Origin of the sequence: Kitasatospora sp. NPDC056783, from assembly GCF_042789895.1 — a bacterium.
Classification (GTDB): domain Bacteria; phylum Actinomycetota; class Actinomycetes; order Streptomycetales; family Streptomycetaceae; genus Kitasatospora.
Genome location: NZ_JBHUAF010000016.1, coordinates 19,537 through 37,100 on the forward strand (window position 1 = coordinate 19,537; position 17,564 = coordinate 37,100).

Annotated in this window: 15 protein-coding genes; 6 read left to right on the top strand and 9 right to left on the bottom strand. The window is 72.8% G+C overall.

Going from position 1 to position 17,564, the window contains the following annotated elements:
- Window positions 1-27 precede the first annotated feature (27 nt).
- The 4 genes from fxsT to pdxH all read right to left on the bottom strand — a co-directional run bounded on the left by fxsT (window position 28) and on the right by pdxH (window position 6,708).
- Window positions 28-4,041, bottom strand: coding sequence for an FxSxx-COOH system tetratricopeptide repeat protein (gene fxsT, locus ACFRMQ_RS04745; RefSeq protein WP_380726917.1), 4,014 nt, complete (start codon window positions 4,039-4,041; stop codon window positions 28-30).
- Window positions 4,031-5,515 carry a TIR-like protein FxsC gene (locus ACFRMQ_RS04750; RefSeq protein WP_380726919.1) on the bottom strand — a complete coding sequence of 495 codons (1,485 nt, stop codon included), beginning with the start codon at window positions 5,513-5,515 and terminating at the stop codon, window positions 4,031-4,033. The genes fxsT and ACFRMQ_RS04750 overlap by 11 nt, the downstream gene beginning before the upstream one ends.
- Window positions 5,516-5,739: 224 nt before the next feature.
- Entirely contained in the window at window positions 5,740-5,931 is a 192-nt protein-coding gene (fxsA, locus tag ACFRMQ_RS04755; protein ID WP_049656076.1) for an FxSxx-COOH cyclophane-containing RiPP peptide, read from the bottom strand.
- Window positions 5,932-6,075: 144 nt separating this feature from the next.
- A complete protein-coding gene (gene pdxH / locus ACFRMQ_RS04760; RefSeq protein ID WP_380726953.1) occupies window positions 6,076-6,708 on the bottom strand; it encodes a pyridoxamine 5'-phosphate oxidase in 633 nt (210 codons plus the stop codon).
- A 430-nt stretch (window positions 6,709-7,138) separates the two neighbouring features.
- Between pdxH and ACFRMQ_RS04765 the strand changes: the two genes are divergently transcribed.
- Together ACFRMQ_RS04765 and serC are read left to right on the top strand one after the other, a co-directional pair.
- The gene (locus tag ACFRMQ_RS04765) at window positions 7,139-8,239 is read left to right on the top strand and encodes a citrate synthase 2 (RefSeq protein WP_380726921.1); all 1,101 of its coding nucleotides are present in this window, start codon (window positions 7,139-7,141) and stop codon (window positions 8,237-8,239) included.
- Between the two features lie 162 nt (window positions 8,240-8,401).
- Window positions 8,402-9,520 (top strand): phosphoserine transaminase, encoded by a 1,119-nt coding sequence (gene serC / locus ACFRMQ_RS04770; RefSeq protein ID WP_380726923.1) that lies wholly within the window; start codon window positions 8,402-8,404, stop codon window positions 9,518-9,520.
- A gap of 292 nt (window positions 9,521-9,812) precedes the next feature.
- On the opposite strand, the gene thpR is transcribed toward serC, so the two are convergent.
- Window positions 9,813-10,400: an RNA 2',3'-cyclic phosphodiesterase gene (gene thpR, locus ACFRMQ_RS04775; RefSeq protein WP_380726925.1), complete on the bottom strand. Its 588-nt coding sequence runs from the start codon at window positions 10,398-10,400 to the stop codon at window positions 9,813-9,815.
- Between the two features lie 46 nt (window positions 10,401-10,446).
- Between thpR and ACFRMQ_RS04780 the strand changes: the two genes are divergently transcribed.
- Window positions 10,447-10,965 carry a GNAT family N-acetyltransferase gene (locus ACFRMQ_RS04780; protein WP_380726926.1) on the top strand — a complete coding sequence of 173 codons (519 nt, stop codon included), beginning with the start codon at window positions 10,447-10,449 and terminating at the stop codon, window positions 10,963-10,965.
- A 42-nt stretch (window positions 10,966-11,007) separates the two neighbouring features.
- Here ACFRMQ_RS04780 and ACFRMQ_RS04785 read toward each other — a convergent pair whose 3' ends face one another.
- Both ACFRMQ_RS04785 and ACFRMQ_RS04790 read right to left on the bottom strand, forming a co-directional pair.
- Complete coding sequence (locus tag ACFRMQ_RS04785) at window positions 11,008-12,609, bottom strand: MFS transporter (protein WP_380726955.1); 1,602 nt, start codon at window positions 12,607-12,609, stop codon at window positions 11,008-11,010.
- A 208-nt stretch (window positions 12,610-12,817) separates the two neighbouring features.
- The gene (locus tag ACFRMQ_RS04790; protein WP_316526820.1) at window positions 12,818-13,252 is read right to left on the bottom strand and encodes a MarR family transcriptional regulator; all 435 of its coding nucleotides are present in this window, start codon (window positions 13,250-13,252) and stop codon (window positions 12,818-12,820) included.
- A gap of 120 nt (window positions 13,253-13,372) precedes the next feature.
- On the opposite strand from ACFRMQ_RS04790, the gene ACFRMQ_RS04795 reads away from it, so the two are divergent.
- Complete coding sequence (locus ACFRMQ_RS04795) at window positions 13,373-13,795, top strand: VOC family protein (protein WP_380726928.1); 423 nt, start codon at window positions 13,373-13,375, stop codon at window positions 13,793-13,795.
- Between the two features lie 149 nt (window positions 13,796-13,944).
- Here ACFRMQ_RS04795 and ACFRMQ_RS04800 read toward each other — a convergent pair whose 3' ends face one another.
- Entirely contained in the window at window positions 13,945-14,868 is a 924-nt protein-coding gene (locus tag ACFRMQ_RS04800) for a DUF4231 domain-containing protein (RefSeq protein ID WP_380726930.1), read from the bottom strand.
- A gap of 132 nt (window positions 14,869-15,000) precedes the next feature.
- Between ACFRMQ_RS04800 and ACFRMQ_RS04805 the strand changes: the two genes are divergently transcribed.
- Complete coding sequence (locus tag ACFRMQ_RS04805) at window positions 15,001-15,450, top strand: VOC family protein (protein ID WP_380726932.1); 450 nt, start codon at window positions 15,001-15,003, stop codon at window positions 15,448-15,450.
- A gap of 111 nt (window positions 15,451-15,561) precedes the next feature.
- On the opposite strand, the gene ACFRMQ_RS04810 is transcribed toward ACFRMQ_RS04805, so the two are convergent.
- A complete protein-coding gene (locus tag ACFRMQ_RS04810; RefSeq protein ID WP_380726934.1) occupies window positions 15,562-17,022 on the bottom strand; it encodes an NCS2 family permease in 1,461 nt (486 codons plus the stop codon).
- Window positions 17,023-17,196: 174 nt separating this feature from the next.
- Here ACFRMQ_RS04810 and ACFRMQ_RS04815 point away from each other — a divergent pair, with 174 nt between their 5' ends.
- A complete protein-coding gene (locus ACFRMQ_RS04815) occupies window positions 17,197-17,520 on the top strand; it encodes a DUF2530 domain-containing protein (protein WP_380726936.1) in 324 nt (107 codons plus the stop codon).
- Window positions 17,521-17,564: the final 44 nt, after the last annotated feature.

Genomic DNA, 17,564 nt, shown 5'->3' on the forward strand with positions numbered 1-17,564 from the left:
TACTAAGCCACCGCGACCGACTCGTCGTCACACGTGCGGCGGCTCCACGTCCGAGTCCAGCCGTGTCCCGGCCCGCACCGCGATCGTGGTCGGGTGTTCCTCCCCCAACGTCACCCTGGCCCTGCGGATGCACTCCGCCCGCAGTTCCGCGGCCCGCTCGGCGTACCCGAGGGCGGCCATCGACAGCGAGAGGTTGGAGTTGATGCCGATGGCGTCGTAGTGGTCCTGGCCGAGGGCGTCGGTCATCAGCGGCTCCGCCTCCAGTTCCAGGTCCAGCGCGGCCTGGAGCTCCCCGGCCAGCGCCAGGTCGTTCGCGTGGTTCATCATCGCGATCGGGATGTAGAGGTGGTGCGCGCCGAGGACGGTGCGGAACTGCGCCAGCGTACGGCCGGACAGCTCGCGCGCCTCCACCGTGCGCCCCGCCAGCCGCAGGTACACCGAGAGGTTGTTGGCGCCGGCCAGCGTCACCGGGTGGTCCTCGCCCAGATAGTCGCGGTACCGCAGCAACGCCCGCTCCGCCAGCGGGATCGCCCGCCCGGTGTCGCCGAGCGCGTTGAGGTCGCTGGCCAGGTTGGTGGCGGCGGCCAGGGTGTCGGGGTGCTCGGGACCGTTGATGTCCAGGTAGCGCTGGTAGATGTCCTCGTCGATCTCCAGGGCCTCGTGGTAGCGGCCGGCCCGACGCAGCGCCACGGCCAGGTTCTTGCGGGCGCGCAGGGTGTCGGTGTGGCCGTCGCCGATGGTCTGCTGGTAGATCCGGACGGTCTCCTCCAGCAGGTCCAGGGCCTCCCGCAGCCGCCCGGTCTCGCGTAGGTCTCGGGCGTAGTTGGAGGCCGAGGAGAGCGCGTACAGGCTGTGCGCGCCGAGCGCGTCGCGCTGCTGGAGGTAGTTGCTGCGATGCCGCTCCAGGGCGGCCCGGCGGTCGCCGGCCAGGTAGTCGGAGACGGCGAGGTTGTTGGTGATCATCAGGGTGCGCGGGTGGTCCGGGCCGAGGGTACGCCGGGCGGCATCCAGGGTGCGGCGGTCGAGCGCCCGGGCCTCGTCGTAGCGGCCGAGGAAACGCAGGTCGGCGCCGAGGCTGTTGGCGACGGCGAGGGTGTGCGAGTGCTCCGGGCCCAGGGTCGCGGTGAAGCGCTCCAGGATGTCCCGGTCCATCTCGTAGGCTTCCTGGAGGGCACCCTGGGAGCGGCGGATGTTGCTCAGCTGCGTGCGCAGCATGAGCGTCTGGGCGTCGTTGTCGATGTCGAAGTCGGGCCCGCCGTAGCCGTCCTGGCGCCAGTGTTCGAGGGTCCGCTCGGCCAGTTCCCGGCCGGACTCGTGCAGGCTGCGCTTCCACTGGTAGCGGACCGAGTCGATGATCCACTGCCGGACGTCCTCGTCGGCACTGTCCAGCGCCCCGGACGGCCAGAGGTGGGGCAGGAGTTCGGCGTACTCGGCCCAGTTGGCGGGCACGTCCGGGTCACCGGGGTTGGCGGTGGCGAGCGCGGCGTGGACGACGCCGCGCAGTTCGGCCCGCCGCTCCTCCTCGACCTGGTCCCGCAGGACGGCCTGGACCAGCCGGTGCACGGTGATGGTCTCGCTGCCCTGGTCGGTGCGGGCGAGCCCGAACCGGTTGATGGCCCGCAGGAACTCGCCGATCGCGAGCTTGTCTCGGGGCGCCCGCGGGGGCAGCCGCAGGGCGCGGGTGACGGCCCGGCTGTAGAGCAGCCGCATCGGGATGGCGTCGGGGCCGAAGAAGGCGCAGATCTCCAGGATCTGGGCGGCCGGGGCGTTCATCCGGCGCAGTTCCTCGACCGAGATGCGCCAGGTCGCTGCGGCCGAGTGCGGGTAGTCGGCGGTGCGCAGCCGAGTGCGTTCGAGCATCTCGGTGAGCTCTTCGTCGAGCAGTTCGAGGTACGTGGCGATCGGCATCGACGTCTCCTGGAGCCAGACGGCGGCCTGGCCGACGGCGAGCGGCAGGTCGCCGAGCCGGTGCGCGACCTGATCGGCGTCCTCCGGGGAGAGGCCGCTGTTGAAGCGGCGCAGCAGCCGGACGCTCTCCTCGCGGAGGAAGACGTCGACCTCGACCAGTCCGGCGTGCCGGGCCCAGCCCTGGTTGCGGGAGGTGATCAGCACGTGCCCCCCGGAGGAGCCGGCCGGCTGCCAGGGGGCGAGTTCCTCGGGGGTGCCGGCGTTGTCGAAGACGAGCAGCCAGCGGCGGTACGGCTGGCCCCGGCGCAGCGCGTCGAGCACGGCGGCGGCGGTGTGCGCGACGTCGTCGCTGCTGGGCACGCCGAGCCTGGGGGCGAGTTCGGCGAGCTTCTGCGGGATGTTGGCGGGCTCCTCGGCGGGCACCCACCAGACCACGTCGTACGCGGCCTTGAAGCGGTGCGCGTACTCGGCGGCGATCTGGGACTTGCCGGCGCCGCCGAAGCCGTAGAGCACCTGGCTGAGCACTGCGGTGGGTCCGCCGGTGAAGCGGTTGCGGAGCAGTTCGAGCAGCTTGCCCCGGCCGATGAAGGCGGCGTTGCGCGAGGGCGCCTCCTGGACCTGCGGGGCGGTGCCGGGGAACCGGGCGGGGGCCGTGAACTCCCCGCTGTCGGAGTCGGGTTGGCGATTGCTGCCGGGCGGCGGGCCGAGTTCGGCGTAGAGCTGGGACTCGGCACCGACGGCGGAGGAGCGGACCAGGTCGGGCGCGGGCTGCCCGGCGAACGGGCGGGGCACCGGCTCGTCCGAGTCCTGGAGCCGGAAGGAGACCAACGCCGGTGATCCGGAGGCCAGTTCGCGCCCCTGGAGGAGCTGCCAGACCTCGGCGGCGCGGGGCAGCGCGGTGTACTCGGGCGAGAGCAGCGCGAGCAGCCGGCCCTGGCCGTCGACCGGTCCCGCGACCTCCGGCGGCCGGGAGCCGGTGTACGGCTCGGCGGCACTGTGCAGGGAGGTCTGGTAGCCGAAGCGGGTGAGCGTCCCGGCGGCCCACTCGGCCCACATCCGGTCCTCGGGCGCGTAGCTGACGAACACCTGCCGGGGCACCGCGCGGGCGGAGCGCAGGTAGGCGTTGTAGAGCCGGCGGCGGTTCTCGGCGGTGAGCGGGCGCAGGGTGCGGACCCGGCCGTCGGTGATCCAACCGGCCAGCCGTTCGAAGGCGTTGAGCAGGCTGCGGGCCTCCTGCGGCCGGTCGGCGACGGTGGCGGGCACCTCCTCGTAGGCGTAGAAGGGCTTGTACGGCACCTCGACGTCGGCCCAGTAGGCGGCCCGCCGGTCGCCGGTCAGCCAGCGGCCGAGGTAGGGGGCGAAGGCCTCGCGGGCGTAGTCGCGACCGGCCTCCAGGCGCTCCTGCTCGGCGTCCTCGACCCGCATCGGCACCGGCAGCACCCGGATCGCCCGTTCCTCGGTCTCGGCTATGGCGTGGGCTGCGTCGACGCCACCGCGGATGTTCTGGACGCTGAAGGTGAAGCAGTCCACCACGGTGTCGGGCATCAGGACGGTGCAGATGCCTGAGGTGTCGCTGACGCCGGTGCGGCTGTCGATGAGCACGTAGTCGTAGCCGCGGGCCCAACGTTCGCGCAGCTCGCGCAGGAAATCGCCGCCGCGGATGTCCCGGCCGTGGAAGAAGCTGCGCCAGTTGAAGCTGGTGACGGCGGCGGCGTAGGCGGCGTTCTGCCGCCCAGCGGGCAGGAAGTCGAGCCGGCCGCCGGGCGGCAGATCGAGGGCGAGGCCGCAGACGTAGCCTTCCAGGCGTCCGGGCTCGTCCAGCCACTCGGCCGGGGACAGCCCGACCGGTCCGGCGGCCGAGGGAAGGGCCTGCTTGACGTAGGAGCGCAGCAGGTCGATGAGGCCGTCGGTGGAGTGCAGTTCGGGGTCGACCAGCAGCGGGTGGTAGTAGCGGTGGAGACCGGGCGCCTCCAGGTCCCAGTCGACGACCAGGACGCGCAGGCCGCGGCTGGCGAGGATCCAGCCGACGTTGGCGAGCGCCATGGTCCGGCCCGTTCCACCCTTGAACGAGTAGAACGTGACGACCGATCCCGGTCCGCCGCGCTCCGGCTCTGCGCCGGGCTCAGTGGTCATCGTCCTGGTCTCCCCTCAGCGGGACAGCGTCGTCCTGGCCCCGGCGCCGGCCGGGCGGTTCGTGTGGAGCCGGATCGGGTCGGTGCCGCGCGGCCGCCGGGCCGTGGCGCGGGCCCGGTGGGCGGGGGCTGCCGGGCGGGCCGGCCGGGATGGTCAGCCCGGGCATGTCCGGGCCGTCGTCACCGAAGCCGAAGGCGTCGCCCCCGAAGCCGAAGGCGTCCCCGCCATGGTCTCCCCAATCGAGGTTGTCGTCCATGAGCTTGTTCTGGGCGACCGTCACCATGATGGTGAGGTCGTTGTCGAAGCTCTCCTGGCTCACGCGCACCCGGAACAAGTGCTCCAGGTCGCTCCGGCGCAGCCAGTTGCGCCGGAACACGCCGCGCACGCCGGTCCACGGCGCCTCGCGCTCCCCATCCGGGTCGTTGCTGCCGATCGGCACCACGACGCCGGTGACCGGGTGGTTCTGGTCGTCGTACTCGCTCAGCGCGGCCCGGTAGCGGCCGTTGCCGGCCACCCACGGGTCGACCAGGAGCACGCTGACCTGGCTGTCCTCCCGGGCCTGGTCGAGCTTCTCGCCGAGGCCGGGGCCGATCTCCTCCAGCGTGGTGGTGTGCCCGGCCGCGGTGATCACCTGCTGGGCGCGCACCACCAGGGACGGCCGGGCGGGCGGGTAGTAGGGCGCCCAGTGCCAGGGCTTGGCCCCGTACCAGCCGCCCGCGTACGAGCCGCCCTCGACGGCGGCCTCCGAGGCGCTCCCGGCCGCGATGAACAGCCGTACCATCCCGGGGCTGGGGGCGGGTTCGGGCGCCGCCGGGGGCGGGAAGTAGCCGCGCACCGCGCTCAGGTCGAACTCGGGCAGCTCGCCGAGCCGCCGCGCGGCCGCGTCCCGGACCCGCTCCGCGACCACCCGGACGACCTGCTCGTACGCCCCGCTCTGCGCGGTGCGCAGCAGGGCCCGCAGCCCGTGCCGGGCGTAGGCCTCGCCCATGTCCGGCTGGACCCACTGGACCTTGGTCACCTCGGCGGCCAGTTCAGCCGATCCGACAGGCTCCCAGAGCACCGGCACCAGCGCCGGGACGAGTTCCCCGGTGTCCTCGTGGTGGCGCCGCACCCGGCCGCGGAAGGCGGTCCACTCCTTGCCGCAGTAGAGGCTGGCGAAGTAGGCCGGGGAGTAGAGCGCGATCATGGTCCGGCTGCGGCCCAGCATCGTCGCGAGCCGCTCGGCCCAGTCGTCGCCGAGGCGCAGCTGCTCGGTGTCACGGAAGGCGAGTTCCTCGGACCGGACCGCCGCGCCGAGCAGTCGGCCCAGCTCGTCCCGCAGGTCGTTGAAGAACTGGTTGACGAAGGCGTCCTCGGCCTCGAAGTCCCGGCGTGCGTAGCTGAAGAAGAAGTACGGCCGTTGCTGTTCCTGCTCCACCACTCGTTCCCCCCGTGCCCGACGGTCCGCGACGGCGCTGGTTTCATACCCCAGCATGTCGCGAACTCCCCTTGCCCCGCTGGCGAGTTGGAGGATTCGGAGCCTCGGGCGGTTTAGCCGGTGGTCAGGCGCACCAGGGCGGCTCGGAGCGCTCCGGCGCCCGGGGGCGCACAAACGGGGTCACGGGGGTGGGCCGACGGCCCCGCCGGGCGCGACCGGCCGCGCGGGCCGACCGGGTGCCGCCGTTCGGACACCGCCGATCGGGCGCTATCGGCGGGGCGCTACCGGTCGAGCGCCGACTGGAACGCGGCGAGCGGCTCCGCGCCGGGCGTCAGGGCGTCCGCGACGACCCGGCGCAACAGGTCGCCGAGGACGGTGTCGGGCAGGGCGTCGAGTTCGTCGAGCGGCAGGGCGGCGACGTCGACCAGGTCAGAGCCGAGTCCAGCGGCGGTTTCCGCACCGGTGACGCCCATCAGTCCCTCACTCGATCGTGTCGGCACAGCGGCGGCCGGCCGCAAGCGCGTCGGCCCAGGTCCGCGACGGGCATCCTACTACCCGGAAGGTGACGGTCAATCAGCTCCGCGCGGACGCCGCGCGGAGCGTGTGGGCCGAACGGATCACGGGCAGAGCCGCTCCACCCGCCACCCCGTCGGGCGGGACGGGTCGGCGACGTAGCGGAGCCGGTCGTGCAGCCGGTTCTCCCGCCCCTGCCAGAACTCGACGCTCCGCGGGATCACCCGGTAGCCGCCCCAGAACGGCGGGACCGGGACGCCCTCGCCCTCCGGGTAGCGGCGCTCCAGTTCGGCGTAGCGCTGTTCGAGGACCGCCCGGCCGCCGACCGGGCTGGACTGCTCGCTCGCCCAGGCGCCCAGCTGGGAGCCGTGCGGGCGGGTGCGGAAGTAGGCGGCGGTCTCGTCCCGGCCGACCTTCTCCACCCGGCCCTGGACGATCACCTGGCGGGCCAGCGCGATCCACGGGAACAGCAGCGAGGCCTGCGGGTTGGCGGCGAGTTCGGAGCCCTTGCGGGAGCCGTAGTTGGTGAAGAAGACGAAGCCGCGCAGGTCGTAGCCCTTGAGCAGGACGGTGCGCGAGCTGGGCCACCCCTCGGCGTCGGCGGTGGAGAGCACCATCGCGTTGGGTTCCACCACCCCGGCGTCGTCCGCCTCGTGGAACCAGCGGGTGAACTGGGCGACCGGCTCGGGCGCGAGCTGCCCCTCGGCCAGGCCCTCGTGGCTGTAGTGCTTGCGCATCACGGTGAGGTCCGGACTTGGTCGGGCCTCGTCGGCCAGGGTCCGGTTGGCGGGGCTCAGGGGCGTCGACTGGGCGTGATCCGGGGTCTGCACGCCAACATCATCCCGTACGACAAGCAACGGGCACCGCTACCTCCGGACAAACCTCGGTGGGAGAAACGGTGATCCACCCCGGCTTGACCGCCCATCCTGTGGGGAATCGTCCGGAAACAGGGCTTTTGGTGCCGGCGGCCCCGGACCCCTCCGCGGGCGACCGAACCGTCCCACCGGAAAGTCAACCGGGCCCACGGGAAACATCACCACGGTGGTGTATGGCGCAATGCACCCCGTGCCTGTCACCCTGGCACCGAGTGCCAAACACCAATCGGTCACTGGCGCGCCGCCCCACCAAAGGCGGGGCGCCGATCGCAGAACTTGAAGGAGCCGTCGCATGTCCGATTTCGTACCCGGGCTTGAGGGAGTCGTCGCGTTCGAGAGCGAGATCGCCGAACCCGACCGCGAGGGCGGCGCCCTGCGGTACCGCGGTGTCGACATCGACGACCTGGTCGGCAACGTCTCCTTCGGCCACGTCTGGGGCCTGCTGGTGGACGGCAAGTTCAACCCCGGGCTGCCGGCCGCCGAGCCCTTCCCGATCCCGGTGCACTCCGGCGACATCCGGGTCGACGTCCAGTCGGCGCTCGCCATGCTCGCCCCGGTCTGGGGCCTGAAGCCGCTGCTGGACATCGACGCCGACCAGGCCCGCGACGACCTCGCCCGGGCCGCCGTGATGGCACTCTCCTACGTCGCCCAGTCGGCCCGCGGCCAGGGCCTGCCGATGGTCCCGCAGAGCGAGATCGACAAGGCCGAGACGGTCGTCGAGCGGTTCATGATCCGCTGGCGCGGCGAGCCGGACCCGAAGCACGTCAAGGCCGTCGACGCCTACTGGACCTCGGCCGCCGAGCACGGCATGAACGCCTCCACCTTCACCGCCCGGGTCATCGCCTCCACCGGCGCCGACGTCGCGGCCGCCCTCTCCGGCGCCGTCGGCGCGATGTCCGGCCCGCTGCACGGCGGCGCGCCGTCCCGCGTGCTCGGCATGATCGAGGAGATCGAGCGCACCGGCGACGCGACCGCGTGGGTCAAGAACGCCCTGGACAAGGGCGAGCGCCTGATGGGCTTCGGCCACCGCGTCTACCGCGCCGAGGACCCGCGCGCCCGCGTGCTGCGCCGCACCGCCAAGGAGCTCGGCGCGCCGCGCTTCGAGGTCGCCGAGGCGCTGGAGAAGGCCGCGCTGGAGGAGCTGCACAACCGCCGCCCGGACCGCGTGCTGGCCACCAACGTCGAGTTCTGGGCCGCCATCATGCTGGACTTCGCCGAGGTGCCGGCGCACATGTTCACCTCGATGTTCACCTGCGCGCGCACCGCCGGCTGGTCGGCGCACATCCTGGAGCAGAAGCGCACGGGCCGGCTCGTGCGCCCCTCCGCGCGCTACGTCGGCCCCGGCCCGCGCCGCCCCGAGGAGATCGACGGCTGGGACGCCATCGCCCACTGACGACGACCGGACGAGCGTCCGGACAGTGCCTCTGACCAGCGGGTCCGGTTCCCATCGGGCCCGCTGTCGGCGTTCCCGGGCAGCGGCCTCCGCCGCGCGGATCACAGTCTCAGCGGGCGGACGGCCGTACCCCCGCCCAGCCCCGGCCGGTAGGCTGCGCGCGTGGCTCAGATCCAGATCCCCGCTGACATCAAGCCCGCAGACGGCCGTTTCGGCTGCGGACCGTCCAAGGTGCGTCCCGAGGCCCTCAGCGCCCTCGCCGCCACCCAGACCTCCCTGCTCGGCACCTCGCACCGCCAGGCCCCGGTGAAGAACCTGGTCAAGCGCGTGCGCGAGGGCGTGAGCAGCCTGTTCTCGCTGCCGGACGACTACCAGGTCGTCCTCGGCAACGGCGGCTCCACCGCGTTCTGGGACATCGCGGCCTTCGGCCTGGTGCGGGAGAAGTCCCAGCACCTGGACTTCGGCGAGTTCTCCTCGAAGTTCGCCTCCTCGGTCAAGGCCGCGCCGTGGCTCGGCGAGCCGACCGTGATCAAGACCGCCCCGGGCACCCACCCGCTGCCGGTCGCCGAGGCCGGCGTGGACGTCTACGGGCTGACCCACAACGAGACCTCGACCGGCGTCGCGATGCCGATCGGGCGCCCGGTCGGCGCCGACGAGGGCTCGCTGGTCCTGGTGGACGCCACCTCGGGCGCCGGCGGCCTGCCGGTGGACATCACCGAGACGGACGTCTACTACTTCGCGCCGCAGAAGTCCTTCGCCTCCGAGGGCGGCCTGTGGCTGGCCACCTTCTCCCCGGCCGCCCTGGAGCGCGCCGCCGAGATCGCCGGCTCCGGCCGCTACATCCCGCCGTTCTTCTCGCTGCCGACGGCCATCGACAACTCGTCGAAGGACCAGACGTACAACACCCCGTCGCTGGCCACCCTGTTCCTGCTGGCCGACCAGCTGGAGTGGCTGAACGGCAACGGCGGACTGGACTGGGCGGTCGCCCGCACCGCCGACTCCTCGTCCCGGCTGTACTCCTGGGCCGAGAAGTCCTCCTTCGCCACCCCGTTCGTGGCCAACCCGGCCGAGCGCTCCCAGGTGGTCGGCACCATCGACTTCGACGAGTCGGTGGACGCCGCCGCGGTCGCCAAGGTGCTGCGCGCCAACGGCATCGTGGACACCGAGCCGTACCGCAAGCTGGGCCGCAACCAGCTGCGCATCGCGATGTTCCCGGCGATCGACCCGGCGGACGTCGAGGCGCTCACCCACTGCATCGACTACGTGGTCGAGCAGCTCTGATACCGGTCCCCCGAGGACCCCGGGCCCACTGAGGGTTCCGGGTCCGCCGAGGACACGGCCGAGGGCCACCGCCGACGGGCGGTGGCCCTCTCGCCGTTCACGGGGCCGGGCGGGGCCGGACGCGCCGCCCTACCGGCCGGCCAGTGAGCTGATCAGCACGACGACCAGCAGCAGCACCAGGGTGCCGGAGACGATGCGATTACGAGTCTTGGGGTCCACGGTCAACGAGCGTACCCCTGGCCCACCCCGGCCCGGACCCGAGCCCCCGGCCCGGCGCCCGAGCCCGCCGGCGTCAGCTCCGGTCCGCCAGCGCCCAGGAGCGCAGCGACTCGTAGTGGGCGAAGCCGCCGCCCAGGTCGCTGCGCATCAGGTGCAGCTCGGCGGCCTCCCACTCCGGCCCCCGGTAGTCGGCCAGCCCCGCCACCAGGCCGTCCAGCTCGGCCGCCGCGACCCGCTGCACGGCCCGCCGGTGGCCGCGCGAGGAGCCGGCCCGGGCGAGGGTGAGGTGGGGGTGGAAGGCGAAGCGGTCGGTCTCCCCGGTGACCTCGGCGGTGGCCTCGGCGACGGCCTCGGCCAGCCGGCGCAGGGCCCAGCCCTGGCCCTCGATCCCGGCCCAGAGCACCCGGTCGCCGAACCGCCCGGCGCCCGCGATCCGCAGCCGGTGCGCCGGGTGCACCTCGGCGACGGCGGCCAGGCCCGCCTCCAGCTCCGGCAGCCGCTCGGCCGGCACCTCGCCCAGGAATGCCAGGGTCAGGTGCCGGCCCTCGACGCCCGTCCAGCGCAGCCGGTCCGCCCCGGGCAGCCCCCGCACCGGCGCGACCGCGTCGGAGAGCCCCCGCAACGCCCCGGTCGGCGGCAGCACCGCCACGAACAGCCTCATGGGCCAATCTTCCCGCGCCCGGCCGGCTGGGGTAGAACGTACTTCCATGAAGATCCGCAACGGGGGGCCCGCGGACGTCCCCGCCATCCTTTCCCTGCTCGACGGCGCCGTCTCCTGGCTGGCCGCCCAGGGCCGCACCGGCCAGTGGGGCGACCAGCCGTTCAGCACCGTCCAGGCCCGGATCGACCAGGTCGCCTCGTACGCCGAGGAGCCGTTCCTGATCCGCCTCGCCGAGGACGAGGAAGGCCGTACGGTCGGCTGCTGCGTGCTCTCCGAGGACCGCGGCCGGTGGATCCCCGCCGTGGACGAGCGCGAGCTGTACGTCCGCAACCTGGTCACCGACCGCGACCGCAAGGGCTCCGGCATCGGCGCCGCGCTGATCGCCGACGCGGTCGAGGAGGCCCGCCGGCGCGGCATCGGCCTGCTGCGGGTGGACTGCTACGGCGGCGCCGACCGCAAGCTGGTCGGCCGGTACCGGGCGCTCGGTTTCACCGAGACCGTGGCGTTCGAGGTCGACCAGCCGCACGGCGTCTGGCCCGGCCAGGTACTGGAGATCCGCCTCTGATCCGCGTCAGGCCTCCGGACGCTCCGGAGGCCTGACGGACCGTCAGCAGGCCGTGGCCAGCTCCGGCTTGCGCGCCGAACCGGTCCGCGGCACGAAGGCCACCACCCGGCCGCCACGCCCCGGGTGCAGGTCGAACCGCACCCGCAGGTCGGCGCTGCGGGCCAGCACCAGGCCGACCACGCCGGCCGCCGCCGCGGACACCAGCCCACAGGCCAGCAGGCCCAGCCGGGGCCCGTACGAGGCGGTCACCCAGCCGACGATCGGGGCGCCGATCGGCGTGCCGCCGGTGAAGACCAGCACCAGCAGGCCCATCACCCGGCCGCGCATCTCCGGATCGGTGGCCAGCTGGAGCGAGGCGTTCACCGAGGTGTTGAAGCTCAGCCCGAAGATCCCGATCAGCGTCAGCAGCAGCGCGAAGGTCCAGTAGTCGGGCGCGAACGCGGCGACCACCTCCAGCGTGCCGAAGGCCAGCGCCGCACCGACCAGTCGGCGCAGCCGCGGCACGCCCCGGCGGGCGGCGAGCAGCGCGCCGGCCAGCGAGCCGATCGCCATCGCGGTGTTCAGCAGGCCGTACTGGCCGGCGCCCACCTTGAAGGTGTCGTACGCGAAACCGGAGAGCAGCGTCGGGAAGTTGAAGCCGAAGGTGCCGATGAACCCGGCCAGCACCATCGGCCAGAGCAGCTCGGGCCGCTCCTTGACGTAGCGCAGGCCCTCGCGCAACTGCCCCTTCTCGCGGGCGATCGGCGGGGTCGGGCGCAGTTCGCCCTCCCGCATCGCGAGCAGCCCGCCGATCACGGCGGCGAAGGACAGCGCGTTGACGGCGAACGCCCAGCCGCTGCCGACCGCGGCGATCAGCAGGCCCGCGACGGCGGGGCCGACCAGCCGGGCGGTCTGGAAGTTGGCTGCGTTCAGGCTGACCGCGTTGGCGAGGTCCTTGGGCCCGACCATCTCGGAGACGAAGGCCTGCCGGGTCGGGTTGTCCACCACGGTGACCAGGCCGAGCAGCAGCGCGAAGAAGTACACGTAGTACGGCGTCACCACGCCGCCGACGGTCAGCACCGCGAGGCCGGCGGCCAGCAGGCCCATCGCACCCTGGGTGTAGATCAGCAGCCGGCGCTTGGGCATCCGGTCCGCGAGCACGCCGCCGAACAGGCCGAACAGCAGCATCGGGAGGAACTGCATGGCGGTGGTGATGCCGACCGCGAACGGGCTGCCGGTGAGGCTCAGCACCAGCCAGTCCTGGGCGATCCGCTGCATCCAGGTGCCGGTGTTGGACACCACCTGGCCGGCGAAGTAGTAGCGGTAGTTGCGAACGCGCAGTGAGGAGAACATCCCCCCGGGCCGGGTGAAGCGGGCGCCGGTGGGCGATGCGGCCGCGTGGGCGCGACCCTGAGCGGCGGTGTCGTCCGCCGCGGTGCGTTCGTCGGGGTCGTCGTCGCCGTTGCCGGGCAGTCCCGTGGGGGCGGGCGCCTGGGCGTCGGCGGCCGCGGCACTGGCCGCAGCGGGGTCGTTCGTCGGATCGTCGGTACGGATGGCGGTGGCGCTGGCTGCGGCCGGCGTGGTCACGGTGGTCTCCCCTCGTGGCGGGGCGGGGCGGGGGGGGGGCGGGGCGCTCCTGGTGTCGGTGGTCGGTCCTGCGGTGATGCGGGCTCCTTCTTCTCCCGGCGGCCGGCCGGGGTCGGTGTGCCCAGGCCCTCTCTTTCGGCTCTTGCCGGATCAGCGCGCGGCGTCGGGCGCCCGGCTGGGCGTGCCGGCAGGTCGTCCTCGTACTGGGTCGTACTCGGGCGATCTGCCGGTGCGTCCAGCCGGGATGCCCGGCGTCGCGCGCCCGGCAAGATCCGGAAGAGAGGGCCTAGAGGTGTGCGAGCTTGTAGAGCACGGGCGCGGCCTCCCTGAGGACGGCCCATTCCTCCTCGTCGAGCCCCTGGGCGAGCTCGGCGAGCCAGACGTTCCGGCGTCGACGACTCTCGTCGAGGATCGTCTCCGCCTGCTCGGTGCTGCTGACGACCACCTGGCGGCGGTCCTCGGGGTGCGGCTCGCGCCGCACCAGCCCCTTCTCCTCCAGCATCGCGACGATCCTGGTCATCGAAGGAGGCTGCACGTGCTCCTTCCGGGCGAGCTCACCCGGCGTCGCCTTTCCGCACCGGGCGAGGGTGCCCAGCACTCCCATCTCGGTGGGACTCAACGACTCCTCCACGCGCTGGTGTTTGAGTCGTCGGGAGAGGCGCATCGTGGACGATCGCAGCTGACTGATCGCTGCGAGGTCCTGCTCGGACATCTCGGGCATCTCTTTAGCCTACGTCATTACTCTCGCTAAGGAAAATGAGATCCACCGCGCCCCGGAGACGCCCCGGTGCCATATTGGTCATGGGCCCAAGCTCTCGACTCCCGGAAGGGCCGACCAGCCATGTCCGACCTCGCCACCGAGCAGTCCGCGCCGCCCGTCCCGGCCGAGTCCGGCGACACCGGCTTCGCCCGGCTCGCCATGGTCACCATCGACTGCGCCGACCCGGTCGCGCTGGCCTCGTTCTACGGCGAGCTGCTGGGCTGGGAGACCCGGCACACGGACGAGAACTTCGCGATCCTGGACAACCCCGAGGGCGGCAGCCCGCTGGGCTTCGGACGGGTGAGCGGGTACCGGCCGGAGCCGTGGACGGAGCCGGACGGCAGCAAGCACTTCCACCTCGACTTCTACGTCGACGACCTGGAGGAAGCCACCGCGAAGGCCCTCGCGCTCGGCGCCACCGAGCCCGCCTACCAGCACGGCCGCACGCTGCGGGTGCTGATCGACCCGGCCGGCCACCCGTTCGGCCTAGCGCCGCTGGAGTGAGCGCCGGAGCGACCGCCACGGCGAGCGCCGGAGCGGGCCTCCGGGCGGTGCGCGCCCCGCCCCACCCCGCTCCGGCACGGCCGCGACCCCCGGCCACGGGGCCGGGGGCCGGGACGGCGTCTCGGACGGACGGATCAGCGACGGACTTGTCAGCGGGGGAACGCCCGCCGGGCGCGCCAGGTGGTGTGCTCCCGGGAGACCGCGTCCTCCGCCTCGGCCGCCAGCCGGGCCCAGCGCGCCTCGGCGTCCGACGCCCTGAGGTCCAGGTCGGACAGCTGGTTGCCGACGTTCTCCAGCTCGCGCGCGGCCAGCTGGTAGGCCGCCGCCAGCGGGCCGAGCTGCTTGAGCTGCGTCCAGGCGATGATCGCCGCCGCCGCGGCCGAGGTGGCCCCGAAGAGGTGCACCGAGAGGGCCCCGGTGGCCTGGGCGATCGCCGCCGCCGCACCGACGATGATCAGCACCGCGATGCCGAGGCCCCAGGAGACCGCCTGCGAGTCGCAGGCCTCCGCCCGGGAGCGGTACCAGGTGCGCTGACCCTCGACCCGGACGCGCAGGTAGAGGGTGCGCCGGGCGGCCAGGTCCTCGGCCCGCATCCGCCGCATCTCCGGGGTGATCTCGGCGACGCTGCCGGGCGGCACGATCTCCGGGTCCTCGAAGGCCCGCAGCACGTCCTCCACCTGGAGCAGGTAGCCGCGGTCGACGTCCGGGGACTGCGCCTCGCCGTCGAACGGCCGGGCCCGGACGGTGTACTTCCAGGCCAGCGTCTTGACCGACTCGGCCGCCGCCCGCGCCTGGTACCAGCGGCCCTGCGGGTTGCTGCGGCGCAACCGGGACCAGAAGTACCCGGCCACCAGGAAGGCCGCCACCGAGAACAGTGGCCACTTGTCGAAGTCGCCCTTGTCGTCCGGGCCGGGGAACGACCCGATCACGGCGGCGATCACCAGCATCGCGATCAGTCCGCGGTACCAGCGCAGCGTCTCGCGCTGGCCGTCCAGCGAGGCCTTGTCCGCCGTCCGGAACAGCTCCGGCAGCAGCTGCGCCTCGACACCCCCCGGCGGATCCTGTTGCACCATCGGTCCAGTCCCCTCCCCCTCTTCCGTCCAGCCAGTATTCCCGCCGCCAACTGGCCTACACGGACGCCTTTTTGACAACTTCCGCCGGTCGCCCGTTGTCCCCGGCATCCGCTAACCGATATAACCGGTTACATGTCCCTGCACTGGAAGCTCGTCATCGACTGCGCCGACCCGCACCGCCAGGCCTCCTTCTGGGCCGCCGCCCTGGAGTACACGCTGGAGGACCACGGCGCGCTGATCACCCGACTGCTCGCCGCCGGCGCGGTCGGCCCCGAGGCCCTGACCGAGGTGGACGGCCACCCGGCCTGGCGCGCGCTGGCCGCCGTCCGCCACCCCGAGGACCGGTTCGACCCGGCCTCGGACACCGGCCTCGGCCGCCGCATCCTGTTCCAGGCCGTCCCCGAGCCCAAGCAGGGCAAGAACCGCTTCCACCTCGACGTCCACGCCGGCCCGGCCGGACGCGCGGCCACCGTCACCCGCCTCGAAGCCCTCGGCGCCACGGTCGTCCGGCACGTCGAGGAGCCCGGCGGCTCCTGGACCGTCATGCGGGACCCGGAGCGGAACGACTTCTGCGTCCACTGACCACCCGCCCGCCCCTCGAACACCTCCGCGAACGCCGAAGCCCCGCCCTCCCGGAGCGGGGAGGGCGGGGCTTCGTACAGCCGGCGGCCGTGGGCCGTGGGCCGTGGGCCGTCAGAGCAGGCCGAAGGCCGGCATCAGGTAGTAGAAGCCGAAGACCGCCGCCACCGCGTACAGCGGGACCGGCACGCTGCGGCCGCGGCCGGCGGCCACCCGCAGCACGCAGAAGGCGACGAAGCCCATGCCGATGCCGTTGGTGATGCTGTAGGTGAACGGCATCAGCACGATGGTCAGGAAGGCCGGGATCGCGATCGTGTAGTCGGCCCAGTCGATCTCCTTGATCGAGTTGGCCAGGATCAGGAATCCGACGGTGATCAGCGCCGGGGTCGCGGCCTGGGCCGGGACCATGGTGGCGAGCGGGGTGAGGAAGAGCGCCACCACGAAGAGCAGGCCGGTGACGATCGAGGCGAAGCCGGTCCGGGCGCCCTCGCCGACGCCGGCGGTGGACTCGACGAAGCAGGTGTTGGCGGAGGCCGAGGTGGCGCCGCCGGCCGCGGTGGCGATGCCGTCGACCATCAGCACCTTGTTGATGCCGGGCAGGTCGCCCTTCTCGTCCAGCAGGTTGGCCTCGTCGGCCACGCCGAGGATGGTGCCCATCGCGTCGAAGAAGCACGACATCAGCACGGTGAAGACGAACAGCACGCCGGTCAGCACGCCGACCTTCTCGAAGCCGCCGAACAGGCTGACCTTCCCGACCAGGCCGAAGTCCGGGGCCGCGACCGGGTTGCCCGGCCAGGACGGGACGGTCAGGCCCCACTTGAGCGCCGGGATGTCGGCGACCTTGTCGATGATCGCGGCGAGCGCGGTGGAGACCGCGATGCTGATCAGGATGGCGCCGGGCACCTTGCGGATCAGCAGGATCAGGGTGAGCACCAGGCCCACCACGAAGATCAGCACCGGGAAGCCGAGCAGGTGCCCGTTGCCGCCGAGCTGGAGCGGGACGGTGGTGTGGGCGGCGTCCGGGATGCGGCTGACGAAGCCGGAGTCGACCAGGCCGACCAGGCTGATGAACAGACCGATACCGATCGCGATGGCCTTGCGCAGGCCGAGCGGAACGGCGTTCATGACCCGCTCGCGCAGACCGGTGGCGACCAGCAGCATGATCGCGAAGCCGGCCAGCACGACCATGCCCATGGCGTCCGGCCAGGTCATCTTGGGGGCGAGCTGGAGCGCCACGATCGTGTTGACGCCGAGGCCGGCCGCCAGACCGATCGGGACGTTGCCGATCACGCCCATCAGCAGGGTGGTGAGACCCGCGGTGAGGGCGGTCGCGGTGACCAGCTGGGCGCTGTCCAGGTGGGCCCCGGTGACGTCCGTGCCACTGGCCAGGATGATCGGGTTCAGCACCAGGATGTACGCCATGGTGAAGAAGGTGGCGACACCGCCGCGGATCTCGCGCGACAGCGTGGAGCCTCGCTCGCTGATCCGGAAGAAGCGGTCGACGGCGCTCGTGGGGGGCTTCGGCGCGGCGTCGGCGGGTTCGGGCGACTCGGTGGTCGGCTGGACCACAGGCATGCGTGCGTCCTCTGTGGGGGAGCTGAGGAGAGGGAGGGGACGCCCGGGGCGTCGATGGCCGGGCGCAGATCTTTAAGTATGGTTTCCCGATCGCACACGCGCTATCTTCGCGCGTAGAGCCCCCGAGGGGTCGCGACGCCTCCGTGAGCGCCCCCCGCACCGTACGCTAGGCCCATGCCCAAGACGCCACTGCACCCCTCGCCGCCTCCGCTGGAGGCCAACGACGTCGCCATCGTCGGCGGCGGCACGGTGCTGTGGTTCGTCGCCTTCGTCGCCCTGCTCCCCTTCCAGGGCACGCTCTCGGCCCACGGCCACGGAACCTGGCCCTGGATCTGCCTCTCCGGCGGCCTGCTCGGCCTGATCGGCCTCTGGTACTGCCGCGCCCGGCGGGACGCGATCGCCCGCGGCCGGGCCGCCGAGGCCGCCGGGAGCACTTCCGAACGCACGACCGGCACGGCCGACGGCGACGGCCGGAATCCGGCCACCCGGTCGGACTGAATGGTCCTTTAGTAGCACGCATCGGACATAAGGCGACCGTAGAG